The sequence below is a fragment of the Alcaligenes sp. HNGD-HTN06 genome (assembly GCF_049932565.1).
GTDB lineage: Bacteria > Pseudomonadota > Gammaproteobacteria > Burkholderiales > Burkholderiaceae_B > Alcaligenes > Alcaligenes ammonioxydans.
In genome coordinates, this window is the sequence record NZ_CP187782.1 from 3,499,384 (window position 1) to 3,511,901 (window position 12,518).

Consider the following 12,518-nt stretch of genomic DNA (forward strand, 5'->3'; position numbering starts at 1 on the left):
ATGAACTACACACTCTGGACTGATTTACGTCTGGCTCCCCGCGCCGACCCCGAACACGTCATTGAGGATGCCTGCCTGGTCGAACAAGCGGGCCGCATCGTCTGGATGGGGCCCCGGCATGCACTCCCCCCCCAATGGCAACAGGCCAAACACGTACACAAGCTGGACAATCGCTGGGTCACCCCCGGCCTGATCGACTGTCACACTCACCTGGTTTACGGTGGCACCCGAGCCCAGGAATTCGCTTTGCGGCTGGCCGGAGCCTCCTATGAGGAAATAGCCCGCCAGGGAGGCGGTATTGTTTCAACGGTTCAGGCCACCCGTTGCATGAGCGAGGAGCAACTGCTGGCCCAGTCCCTGCGTCGTCTGGAAGCTTTGTTGGACGAAGGCGTGACCGCAATCGAAATCAAGTCGGGCTACGGCCTGGATCTGGACAGCGAGCGAAAAATGCTGCGCGTGGCCCGGCGTTTAGGAGAGTTGCGCCCGGTCACAGTGCGCACTACCTTTTTAGGTGCTCATGCCCTGCCCCCGGAGTTCGCAGGTCAAACCGACGCCTATGTGGATCAGGTCTGCAGCCAGATGATGCCCACCCTGGCACAAGAGGGGTTGATTGACGCTGTGGATGTATTTTGTGAACGCATCGCCTTTGATCTGAGACAGTCCGAGCGCGTGCTGAAAGCTGCCCAAGCCCTAAAACTACCTGTAAAAATGCATGCCGAGCAGCTCTCCAATCTAGGGGGCACGGCAATGGCGACACGCTACCGCGCCCTGTCCACCGATCATCTGGAGTATCTGGATGAAGCAGGGGTGATCGCCATGAAAGAAGCCGGAACGGTTGCCGTACTGCTGCCCGGCGCCTATTATTTCCTGCGTGAAACCCAGTTGCCCCCGATCGAGCTGCTGCGCAAGCACGGCGTACCCATGGCCTTGTCCACCGACAGCAACCCCGGCACCTCTCCCTGCACCTCCCTTCTGTTGATGCTGAACATGGGCAGCACCTTATTCAGGCTAACGGTGCCTGAGGCCCTGGCCGCCGTCACCCATCATGCCGCCCAGGCCCTGGGAGCCCCGGACATCACCGGCGAACTGAGCATTGGGTCCCGCGCCGATTTTGTCGCCTGGGATATCGAGTCACTGTCGGAACTGGTCTACTGGCTGGGCCTGCCCCGCTGCGCCCTGGTGGTGTACCAAGGCGCCATCAGCCGCGATCTGCGCAAGGAGTCATCATGAACCCTGTCCAACAGCATGAAGCCCTGTGGGCGCCCTGGGCCTATTTGGACGGCCACTGGCAAGCCGATGTGCTGATGCGCTGGGACATGCACGGCACGCTGACGCAGGTTCTGCCTGGAACCTGCCCGCCCGCCAAGGACGTGAGCGATAAGGTGTATCGGGCACAGGGCGCCGTGCTGCCAGGGATGCCCAATCTGCATTCGCACGCTTTTCAAAGTGCCATGGCAGGCTTGACGGAATTTCGGGGACAAGACCAGGACAGCTTTTGGAGCTGGCGCGACCTGATGTACCGTTTCGCCGCCCGTCTGGAGCCTGAACACCTGTATGCGATTGCCCACTGGCTTTACATACAAATGCTCAAGGCCGGCTATACCAGCGTCTGCGAGTTTCACTACCTGCATCACCCGCGTGAGGGAGGCCGATACAGGCCATCGGGTCTGCTGGCCCAAGGGATTCTGGAGGCGGCCAGCGCCAGCGGACTGGCGATCACCCTGCTGCCGGTGTTGTATCAGTACAGCGACTTCAGCCGCAAAGCACCGCGACCGGACCAAGAGCGCTTCCTGAACAGCCCCACGCAACTGCTGTACCTGCTGGAATCCTTGCACAGCAGCCACCCTTTGAACGTGGACCGGCGCTATGGCGTGGCGCCCCATTCCCTGCGTGCCACCGATGTGGGTTCCATCAGCACGCTGATCGACGGCCTGCATAGCCTGCCCTCCCGCCATCCGATTCACATCCATATTGCCGAGCAGATGGCCGAAGTGCTGGCGTGCCAGGAGCTCAAGGGTTGCAGTCCGGTCACCTACCTGTACGATAACTTCAATGTGGACGAGCGCTGGTGCCTGGTTCATGCCACTCACATTGGCGAGCCGGAGCGTCAGCAAATTGCCCGCAGTGGCGCAGTGGCGGGCCTATGCCCGACAACCGAAGCCAATCTGGGGGACGGCCTGTTTCCGGCCGCTGCTTTTCTGGCCGACCATGGCCACTTGGGCATCGGATCAGACAGCCACATCTGCGTGGACTGGCGCGCCGAACTGCGTCTGCTCGAATATGGCCAACGTTTAAGCCGTCAGCAACGCAACGTGCTGGCTTCGCCTCGACAGCCCTATGTCGCAGACTATTTATTTGGGACCTGCGCCCGCGGTGGGGCGCAGGCGTCAGGGCGGGCCACGGGGCAGCTTGCCCCCGAGCATCAGGCCGACCTGATGGTGATTGATCTGGCTCACCCCAGTTTGGCGGGACTGGATCAATCACATTGGCTCTCCGCCCTGGTCTTTTCAGAGCGCGCCCACACCAATCCGATTCGCGACGTATTCGTCAGTGGCAAAGCCTGTGTGATCGACGGCCAGCACCCCCAGGAGGAAACGGCGTTTGCCGCCTATCAAGACACACTGAGCCAGCTGTTGGACCGCGCCTGAAAAAACGAGCCTGAAAGCCTTACCCGGCAGGCCCTAGTCCGCGCTCGGCCCGACAGTCCTTGGCTCGCCATCGCGGTCAACAAAGCCTGGCGCAGTCGTTTTTCACTGGGTTGTCCGCCACGTCATTATGCAAAAAACCTGGCTCCGCCCATCCGGGCCAGGGCCACTGGCATGGAGACAACAAGGCTCGGGAGTACGCCCTGGACCCTAAAACAGGTCGGCCGCCGTGTCAGCCAGACTCTCGTCCAGCACCAGGGCTTTCAGGGCCTCGATATCGGGAGCCAGATAACGATCCTGATCGTAAAAAGGCACGGCCTGACGAATCGCGTCCTGCACCTTTCTCAAGCGCTCGGAAGTCAGCAAAGGAGCATGAAAATCAATGCCCTGCGCCGCACACAGCAATTCAATCGCCACAATTGCAGCGGTATTTTGTGCCATATCCTCCAGTCTGCGCGCTGCAAAGGTCGCCATGCTGACGTGGTCTTCCTGGTTAGCCGACGTAGGCAGGCTATCCACGCTCGCAGGATGTGCCAAGGACTTGTTTTCCGAAGCCAGCGCCGCCGCGGTCACATGGGCAATCATGAAGCCCGAATTCAAACCGGCAGAAGGCACCAGAAACGGTGGCAAACCGGAAATGCTGGCATCAATCAACAACGCGACTCGACGCTCTGCCAAGGCACCCATTTCGGCAATCGCCAGGGCCAGGCCGTCGGCGGCGAAGGCCACCGGCTCGGCGTGGAAGTTGCCGCCGGAAATCACCTGATCGGGCTCACCGTTCTTGCCGGGGAATACCAGCGGGTTGTCCGTGACGGCATTGGCCTCGATCAGCAAGCTGCGCTCATTTTGCGTGATGAGATCGTGGATCGCGCCCATCACCTGGGGCTGGCAACGCAAGCTGTAGGGGTCCTGCACCTTGTTGTCATTGTCCCGATGCGACTGGCGAATCTGGCTGCCAGCCAGCAGCTCCCTATACAAGCGGGCCGCGTAAATCTGTCCTGGCTGTCCACGCACCTCATGGATACGCGCATCAAAAGGCGCATCACTGCCTTTGGCGGCGTCCACACTCAAGGCTCCGGCCAAAATCGCATTGCGGAACAAGGTCTGGGTGCGGAACAAGCCATGCAATGCCAGGGCCGTAGACACTTGCGTGCCATTGATCAGAGCTAGCCCCTCCTTGGCGGCCAGCACAATCGGGGTGATACCAGCCTTGGCCAAAGCCTGCTGGGCAGGCATCCATTCGCCCTGCCACTTGGCCTGCCCTTCCCCGATCAGCGTCAAGGTCATGTGCGACAAGGGTGCCAAATCACCGGATGCGCCCACCGAACCTTTGGACGGAATGAAAGGCACCACGCCCGCATTCAGAATATCCAGCAAGGTCGTGACCACATGCGAGCGTATGCCCGAAAAGCCACGCGCCAGACTGGCAATCTTCATGGCCATAATCAGCCGTGCCACCGCATCGGAAACCGGCTCACCCACCCCTACGGAATGCGACAGAATCAGGTTCTTTTGCAGCTGTTCCAGATCGTGGTCGGGAATGCGTTGCTGGGCCAGCTTGCCAAAGCCGGTATTGATGCCATAGGCAGGATGACCTGCACGGATGATCTTGGCCACAATGGCCGAGGACGCGTCCATCGCCCCCACCGCCTCTGCCGGCAGAGTCAGAACAGTCGGTTTCTGCCAGATCTGGCGCAGTTGCGCCAAAGTCAGTGCGCCGGGAGAAAGCTCGATACTCTTGCTCATTTATCTGTCCTGTTTTTCTTACTTGATCATGGGCAGTGTCAGCCCGAAATTCTTGGCCGTTTGAATCGCCAGCTCGTAACCTGCATCCGCATGACGCATCACACCACTGGCGCAATCGTTAATCAAGACCCGCTCCAGACGGGCCGCAGCCTGCTCGCTGCCATCAGCCACGATCACCATCCCCGCGTGCTGGCTGTAGCCCATGCCCACGCCGCCGCCGTGATGCAGCGACACCCAGCTGGCCCCCCCAGCTGTGTTCAAGAGCGCATTGAGCAAAGGCCAGTCCGACACGGCATCCGTGCCGTCCCGCATGCTTTCGGTTTCGCGGTTCGGACTGGCTACCGAACCGGTGTCCAGATGGTCACGTCCAATCACAATCGGCGCTTTCAGCTCGCCCTTGCGCACCATTTCGTTAAAGGCCAAACCGGCACGATGACGCTCGCCCAGCCCCAGCCAACAAATTCGAGCAGGCAGACCCTGGAAAGCGATACGTTCCTGTGCCATGTCCAGCCAGCGATGCACGTGCTCATTGTCGGGGAACAGCTCTTTGATTTTCTGGTCGGTTTTATAGATATCTTCCGGGTCGCCCGACAAGGCCACCCAACGGAACGGGCCTTTGCCCTCGCAAAACAAGGGGCGAATATAGGCTGGCACAAAACCGGGGAAATCGAAGGCATTGGCCACGCCCTCATCAAACGCCACTTGGCGAATGTTATTGCCGTAATCCACAACCGGAATGCCCATTTTCTGGAAATCCAGCATGGCTTTTACATGGATGGCGCAAGACTGGGCAGCAGCTTGCTGAATGCGGACGTGTTGCGCCGGATCTTTCTGAGCGGCCTGCCACTGCTCCACCGTCCAGCCCGAAGGCAAATAGCCATTGAGCAGATCGTGGGCAGAGGTCTGGTCCGTCACCAGATCAGGCTTCAAACCACCGGCTTGAGCGCGTCGCACCAGTTCGGGCAGCACATCGGCGGCATTGCCCAGCAAGCCAATCGACACGGCTTCTTTAGCAGCCGTGTGTTGGGCAATCAGCTCCAGTGCATGGTCCAGATCGCGCGCCTGCTTATCCAGATAACGAGTCTGCAAACGGAAGTCGATACTGCTTTGCTTGCATTCAATCGTCAGCGATACCGCACCGGCAAAGCTGGCAGCCAAAGGCTGTGCGCCGCCCATCCCCCCCAGGCCAGCCGTCAGAATCCAGCGCCCGGCCAGCGAACCCCCAAAATGCTGACGACCTGCCTCAGCAAAAGTCTCGTACGTGCCTTGCACAATGCCCTGGCTGCCGATGTAGATCCAGCTGCCCGCCGTCATCTGTCCGTACATGAACAACCCGGCCTGATCCAGCTCGTGAAACTTCTCCCACGTGGCCCATTTGGGCACCAGATTCGAGTTGGCCAGCAGTACGCGCGGCGCATCACGGTGGGTACGGAACACGCCCACCGGCTTGCCGGACTGAATCAGCAAGGTCTGGTCATCCTCGAGTTGGCGCAGACTGGCCAGAATCTGGTCATAGCACGCCCAGTTTCGAGCCGCACGCCCGATGCCACCGTACACCACCAGATGTTGGGGGTTCTCGGCCACGGCCGGGTCCAGATTGTTCTGAATCATGCGGTACGCGGCTTCTGCCACCCAGTTCTTGCAACTGAGCTGTGTACCCGTGGGGGCATGAATCTCCCGCGCAGGATCGAAACGGGGGTCCTGGCTGGCCGTCGAAGTGTGATGATCAGGCATGGTGCTGTCCTCCATCTGAGGTGTCTCTGGATACGCGCTGGTTCTATCTGGCAGACTGTTTCCACCCAGGGAAGGCAGGTCCAAGCGCCGACAAAACAACGGTTTTCTTGTAAGCTTTTGCCAATGTATAGTCATTTCCAATAGTTGTCTATACATATGCCTGCCCTGGCAGCGCCGCGAAAACAGACGGCCAGGGACACTGTCGGGGTATTAGAATCATGGCCGGTGCAGCACCCCCGACGGTTGCCTGCACAAACCCTAGAGTGTGAACACGTCCCTACAGGAAAGCATCAGCATGGTTGCCCCTTTGACGAGCAACTCGTCCTCCGAATCGGCTCTCCCCGTCTATGTACAGATCAAGAACTATGTCGTGGAAAAGATTCAGACCGGACAATGGCGGGAAGGCGATCTGATTCCCACAGAGCTGGCCTTATGTGAGCAATTTGGCGTATCACGCATGACGGTCAACCGGGCCCTGCGCGAACTGACCAACGATGGACTGCTGATCCGCATCAAGGGTTCTGGCACGTATGTAGCCCAACCCAAATTCCAGTCCACGCTGATCGAGATACGCAGCATTGCACAAGACATACGCGAGCGCGGTCATCAACATAGCTGTCAAGTGCTGAGCATGGAGCGGCTGCAGGCCAGCCCGGCACAGGCACGCCTGTACGGCATTGCTCCGGGCGCGGCGCTGTTTCATTCCATTATTGTGCATGCCGAAAACGGCCTGCCTATCCAGTACGAAGATCGTCTGGTGGATGCGCGCATGGCACCCGACTATATGGAGCAGGACTGGAGTCAGATCACGCCTAACGAATATCTGGTGCGGGTCGCCCCCTTGCCAACCGGCTTTTACAGCATTGAAGTGCTGGTGCCACCCACCGGAATCGCACAGGCCCTGCATATGAAAGAGCAGCAGCCCTGTTTGGTGATGGACCGCCGCACGTTTTCCAGTGAGCAGTTCACTACTCACGCTAGGCTCTGGCATCCTGGCGATCGCTACAAATTCACGGGACGGATGTAGGCCCCAAACCGGCGCCGCTTCGAGTTTGCTTCCCAAACATAACTCTCAAGCGCAGCGGCACCTCGCCTTCCGGGCCACACAACACCGCCATGTTCGTGCCGCACGGACCTGACACGACCCGCACCACTGGCCTGTTCGCTTGCGAACCACGCCAGAGCGGGCCTGCTCACACTCTCGATCAGCCCGGCGGGCGTTCACCTTGCGCATGCTGGCGATAACGGCTCAAAGACAGCCCGGTGTGGCGCTTGAAGTAGCGACACAGATACGAGGGGTCCCCAAAGTTGAGCTGATCGGCGATCTGCCCCATCGCCAACTGGCTGTAAGAAAGCAGCGCCTTGATTTCCAGCACCACTTGCCTGTCGATCAAGGCCTTGGGGCTGTCGTTGAAAAACTCTTTGGTCAGCTGGGACAGGTAAAACGGGGTGATATTGAGCGCATCCGCGTAAAACTTGACCTCACGATGCTGCCTGCACTGCTGTCCAACCCGTTCCCAGAACCGCCAACTGATCTGCTCCTTGCGGCTGAACGTCTTTCCGCCTTGATACTCGGGCGGAATCTCATCGGCAATCCGCAGAAAGAAATTCTGCAACTGATTGCGCAGCATGATGTGCTGATACAGCGTGCGGGTTCGCACAATCTCGCGCAGTTGCACCAGCCAAGCCGCCAGCAAGGCCCGGTCTTGTTGCGGGGGCACGCACAGTGGATGGTCATGCAGGAACACAAACAAGGCATTAGGCAATTGATACGCCACTTCTGACGCCAGGCTCTTGGGCATCAACAGGAAAAACACCTTGAAACCGCGCGAACGCTTTTTCAGCAGCGCAATCGTGTCCTCCGCCAAAACCAGCACATCCTGAGGCCGTACAGGCTGATCCTTGAAGTTCAGGCTGATCAGAGCGTGGCCCGACAGGCAGATCATCAAGGTCATATAGGCATGACCAAAAGACAACGGCATGCCCATGCTGTCAGCCAGCGTTGTCTCGCCCGTCAGCCAGCCGTCTTGGGCGCTGAATAATTGTGGAGTGTGATGCATGATGTTGTTCTGCGCTTTAGCGCTCGGCACCCTGCAAGACTTGCTAAAAGTACCGAAACTACCAAGGTCCTGCTCTGTTCGCTCACGCCGCCCGCTTCTATTCTGTTTTCTGCTTCATTGTGAGTAAAGAAAATGACACTTCAAACAGAAAGACTCATTTTACGCCCCTGGCAGAACAGCGACGCCGAGGATTTGTATCTATACGCCAACGACGAGCGAGTCGGCCCGATTGCCGGTTGGCCTGCTCATACCAGCGTTGAGGAAAGTGCCGAAATTATCCGCACAGTTTTCAATATGCCCGAAGTGTATGCCGTCGAACACAGAGACAATGGCCGGGCTGTTGGATGCATTGGCATACTGATCGGCAAGAACAGCAACTTCAAGCTCAGTGAAGAAGAAGGTGAAATTGCCTATTGGATTGGCGTCCCCTACTGGGGTCAGGGCTTGATCCCCGAGGCCGTGCGCGAAGTGATGCGACACGCGTTTGAAACGCTGAAACTGAACGCACTGTGGTGCGGCTACTTTGCCAACAATACCCAATCACACCGTGTGCAGGCCAAATGCGGGTTTCGCCATCACCGCACCGAGGAAAACAAATACAACCCGTTCCTGCGAGACTACCGGACTGAACACATCAGCCGCATTACGGCCCAGGAATGGCTGGCCTTGCCCAAACAACAGGCCTAATCCCAGCCACCACCCTCCGGTCAGCTGGAATCGGCATCCTGGGGCTGACTTACACACGAGAACAGCTCCTGGACTTCTTCGATGCTCAATGTCAGACCCAATCGTGACTGCAAGCACTCAGCCCAGGATGTCGCCCATCAGAAACACGACACTGCCCATGGCAAACAGGCTCAGGGCAAGCAGAGAGACGGCCGACGGGAAGGTGCCGGTAGTTTTCAGATTACTCATGACAGATGTCCCAACAAATTACATCGCCTTAGGCCACTTGCTGGGTCAGCAAGGCCGCAAGGTACATGCCCAAACCGAAAATCGCGTGTGTCAGCAAACTATGCAAACGATGGGTCCAAGGCGTAGGGGTACGCGACGCAGCCAATGCCCCGCCGCCAACCATACGCAATGTCCAACATTCCCGCGCTTGCTGAAAGCCGCTGCGATCCGGGTCAGGAAGAACAAGACCGGCAGCCCCAGCGAGGCAGTGTCGCGTCTGGCCAAACCTTTGCCGGGCAAAAAACCACCAGCCATCACAAGCTGAGGCTTCAAGACCGTAAAAGCCTCCCCCTATAATGAGCAACTGTCGCGCCACATCCCTTTCAACTGGGCAGATGCCGCCATGCAGCGTTTCCCCCGCGACACATCTTCAAGCTATTTCTGTGAGGAGCCGTCTGAATGACGAGCACAAAGTCAGCAACTGAGTAAGCCGCAACAAGCTCTTGTCTTGTTGCGGCGCTCTGTACTTCCAATCCCGCTGATTGATAACAAACAGACGCCGCCCGATTCCTTTTTTCGAGTGGTAATTTTGTTATGTCTTGCTCACGCTCTTCCTGGGCTCATACGCTGCCAGCCGCCTTGCTGTTGATGGCGCCTTTTGACATCCTCGCGTCCCTGGGGATGGATATCTACTTGCCCGTCGTACCGGCCATGCCGGAGCTTCTGGGCACGACCCCAGCCCTCATCCAGCTGACCCTTAGCCTGTACATGCTGCTATTGGGTGCGGGGCAACTGATCTTTGGCCCTCTGTCGGACCGCATAGGCCGACGACCAGTTTTGCTGGCCGGAGCCGCGCTGTTCGTGCTGGCCTCAATCGCCGCCGCCTTATCCAGCACCGCCTGGGCTTTTGTAGGTTTCAGAGTGCTGCAAGCACTGGGGGCCTCGGCCACCCTGGTGGCCTTGTTTGCCACCGTACGCGATGTCTACGCCGATCGTGCCGAAGGGGTGGTGATCTACGGCCTGTTTAGCGCCATCCTGGCATTCGTACCCGCCTTGGGGCCTATTGCAGGTGCTCTGATTGCCCGTGCGGGCGGGTGGCAGGCCATCTTCCTGAGCCTGGCCGGAATGGGTCTGCTGGCCTGGCTCCACGCGCTGTTCCGTTGGCAGGAAACTCGGCCTGCCAAACCACTGCATTCACAACAGTCCGCGCTGGCCGTCTTCAAAAGCCCAGCCTTTTGGGTCTATACCCTGGGTTTCTCCACCGGGATGGGGACATTTTTCGTCTACTTCTCCACGGCCCCACGCGTCCTGATCGGACAAGCGGGTTACTCAGAAATGAGCTTCAGCCTGGCCTTTGCCAGTGTTGCCCTGGTGATGATTGCCACCACCCGCCTGTCCAAAACCTTTGTGGCCCGCTGGGGAACCGCCGGGAGCCTGAAGCGCGGCATGGGCGTGATCCTTCTTGCCACCCTCTTGCTGGCAACCGGGCAGATCTTGCTGGAACCTTCCTTTGCCAGCTTTATCCTGCCCATGTGGCTGGCCGCCATCGGCATTGTGATGACCGTATCCGTCACCGCCAATGGCGCCTTGGCTCAATTCAACGACGTGGCCGGCTCCGCCGTGGCGATCTACTTTTGCGTGGAAAGCCTGATCGTTAGCGTGATCGGTACGTTGGCAGTGACCTTATTGGATGGGGATACGGCGTGGCCGCTGGTGGTGTTTGGACTAGGGATGAGCAGTGTGGTGTTGCTTGCTTTGATGTTGCTGGAGGCAAAGAGCAAACGCGAGGTTTGAAGATAAAAAAGGGAAGGTTTTCGGTATGCCTTCCCTCCATTTGGATCACCCGCCGCCACTGTTCATGAGTAATCTCAGGAGCGAGCTACGGCGGACAACAATGCAATCAAGCGTCCCCAAACTCAAGTCATACGTCACCCAAACGGTTGCCTGAGCCAGACCATCGTATAGCCTTCGCGCCTGGGCATTGTCCTGCGCCGTAATCCAGCGCAGGAACGGCCAGCCTTGCTCCTTACCTGCCTGGGAGACTGCCTCAATCAAACGGCTGCCCAGCCCGCCGCCTCGCTGTTCCGGCAACACAAACAAGTCATCCAGAAAACCAGCCTCCTTGCCCAGCAAGGGCTCCGGGAAAGGACGGTAATGCGCCAAACCCAGCAGCACACCATTCGCCGTAGCTACCACCTTCCCCTGCAAAGGATGCTGCGCATCCAGCAGCCAGGACCAGGTACGAGCCAGGATCTCTTCATTCATGGGCTCTTTGTAAAACTCGGCGTACTGCCGATACAGTAGCTCCCAAGCGACCCGGTCTTGCGGCTGCAAATCCCGGATCTGAATACCACCGGCTATCGGCTGTTCTGCACGGCTAGTCATGCTTGTGTTCCCCTGTCGCTTACCATGCTGTTGCAAGGGCAGGCTGCGCCTGGTGAGAGGCAAAATGTGGCAGCACATACTCAGCCAACTCCTGGATAATTCCCGCCGCCGGTCGCTGCGCAAACTGAATACCCAAAGCAGCATGATTCACACCGGCTGCCTGCCATTCTTCCAGCAAGGTGATCAGCCCCTTGCGCCCGGTACGCAGTGTAAAACCACCGCGCAACGGTGTGCGTGGGTAATCGGGGTCATCCACCAAATCCAGCCATTCATTGGTCATGTGCGGACGGAAACCGCCATCTGGAATCCGGGCGCGCCAAGCCCGAATTTTGGCAGCCAGCTTTTGCGGACCTAGCGGTGTATGTGTGGCTTCCGGATAGGTCAGCCAACCATCGGCATGTTCGGCGATCCATTCGGGCGACTGCCCCGAGGAGCTGGTGACAATCAAGGGAATGGAGCCATGCACAGGCTTGGGTAACAGCTCTGCGGTATCGAAGCGACCTAGCGGAGAGTCGATATCCAGTTGCCCCGCTTGCGTTAGCTGACGGAAATAGCTGACAGCCTGCGCAAAACGCTCTGCCCGTTCGGCCCGCTCCACGCCATAGGCGGGAAACTCCACGGGCCTGTCCCCGGAAGCAATACCCAGCACCAAGCGTCCACCGGACAACTGATCAATGGTGAAAGCGGATTTCGCCAGGTCGATCGGGTGACGCAGGGAGAAAATCGTGCTGCCCGTGGCCAAGGCCACCCGCTTGGTGCGAGCAGCCAGAAAAGCCAGGTAAGTAAAGGGATCGAACACCTGCCCCGCATCTCCGAAACTTGGATCATACAAGGGCACATCACGTACCCACACCGCTGCAAAATCCTTGCGGTCTATCTCCTCTAGCAGCGCTGCCTGCCCGGCCAGCACACTCATATCGCCTTGATAAAAACGCAGAGGCAGGAAGATCCCCATGGTCAGACGACCCGGCGCAAACATGCGGCTATAGCCAGGGTGATTGGCAAAGGCAGGGAAAGATGCGCCTTGAGTCAGGCTTGTTTCAATCGTCATGCT

General features: G+C 58.6%; 11 protein-coding genes. 5 read left to right on the plus strand and 6 right to left on the minus strand.

The window, feature by feature from the left end; genetic code table 11:
• Positions 1 to 1,230: an imidazolonepropionase gene (hutI, locus tag ACOZ42_RS16000; protein WP_426345364.1), complete on the plus strand. Its 1,230-nt coding sequence runs from the start codon at positions 1 to 3 to the stop codon at positions 1,228 to 1,230.
• Positions 1,227 to 2,648, plus strand: coding sequence for a formimidoylglutamate deiminase (locus tag ACOZ42_RS16005; protein WP_426345365.1), 1,422 nt, complete (start codon positions 1,227 to 1,229; stop codon positions 2,646 to 2,648). The genes hutI and ACOZ42_RS16005 overlap by 4 nt, the downstream gene beginning before the upstream one ends.
• Positions 2,649 to 2,855: 207 nt before the next feature.
• Here the strand turns inward: ACOZ42_RS16005 and hutH are convergent, their stop codons facing one another.
• Together hutH and hutU are read right to left on the minus strand one after the other, a co-directional pair.
• Positions 2,856 to 4,391: a histidine ammonia-lyase gene (gene hutH / locus ACOZ42_RS16010; protein WP_003805206.1), complete on the minus strand. Its 1,536-nt coding sequence runs from the start codon at positions 4,389 to 4,391 to the stop codon at positions 2,856 to 2,858.
• A gap of 18 nt (positions 4,392 to 4,409) precedes the next feature.
• On the minus strand, positions 4,410 to 6,140 hold the full coding sequence (hutU, locus tag ACOZ42_RS16015; protein ID WP_059318091.1) for a urocanate hydratase: 1,731 nt from the start codon (positions 6,138 to 6,140) through the stop codon (positions 4,410 to 4,412).
• Between the two features lie 280 nt (positions 6,141 to 6,420).
• Between hutU and hutC the strand changes: the two genes are divergently transcribed.
• Entirely contained in the window at positions 6,421 to 7,152 is a 732-nt protein-coding gene (gene hutC, locus ACOZ42_RS16020; protein WP_059318090.1) for a histidine utilization repressor, read from the plus strand.
• Positions 7,153 to 7,330: 178 nt separating this feature from the next.
• Here the strand turns inward: hutC and ACOZ42_RS16025 are convergent, their stop codons facing one another.
• The gene (locus ACOZ42_RS16025) at positions 7,331 to 8,185 is read right to left on the minus strand and encodes a helix-turn-helix domain-containing protein (protein ID WP_426345366.1); all 855 of its coding nucleotides are present in this window, start codon (positions 8,183 to 8,185) and stop codon (positions 7,331 to 7,333) included.
• 132 nt (positions 8,186 to 8,317) lie between these two features.
• Between ACOZ42_RS16025 and ACOZ42_RS16030 the strand changes: the two genes are divergently transcribed.
• Entirely contained in the window at positions 8,318 to 8,872 is a 555-nt protein-coding gene (locus tag ACOZ42_RS16030; RefSeq protein ID WP_336579995.1) for a GNAT family N-acetyltransferase, read from the plus strand.
• Between the two features lie 256 nt (positions 8,873 to 9,128).
• Here the strand turns inward: ACOZ42_RS16030 and ACOZ42_RS16035 are convergent, their stop codons facing one another.
• The gene (locus ACOZ42_RS16035; RefSeq protein WP_003805223.1) at positions 9,129 to 9,263 is read right to left on the minus strand and encodes a DUF2938 family protein; all 135 of its coding nucleotides are present in this window, start codon (positions 9,261 to 9,263) and stop codon (positions 9,129 to 9,131) included.
• Positions 9,264 to 9,673: 410 nt separating this feature from the next.
• On the opposite strand from ACOZ42_RS16035, the gene cml reads away from it, so the two are divergent.
• A complete protein-coding gene (gene cml, locus ACOZ42_RS16040; protein WP_003805225.1) occupies positions 9,674 to 10,873 on the plus strand; it encodes a CmlA/FloR family chloramphenicol efflux MFS transporter in 1,200 nt (399 codons plus the stop codon).
• Positions 10,874 to 10,918: 45 nt separating this feature from the next.
• On the opposite strand, the gene ACOZ42_RS16045 is transcribed toward cml, so the two are convergent.
• On the minus strand, positions 10,919 to 11,464 hold the full coding sequence (locus ACOZ42_RS16045) for a GNAT family N-acetyltransferase (protein WP_426345367.1): 546 nt from the start codon (positions 11,462 to 11,464) through the stop codon (positions 10,919 to 10,921).
• A gap of 19 nt (positions 11,465 to 11,483) precedes the next feature.
• The gene (locus ACOZ42_RS16050; protein ID WP_426345368.1) at positions 11,484 to 12,515 is read right to left on the minus strand and encodes an LLM class oxidoreductase; all 1,032 of its coding nucleotides are present in this window, start codon (positions 12,513 to 12,515) and stop codon (positions 11,484 to 11,486) included.
• Positions 12,516 to 12,518: the final 3 nt, after the last annotated feature.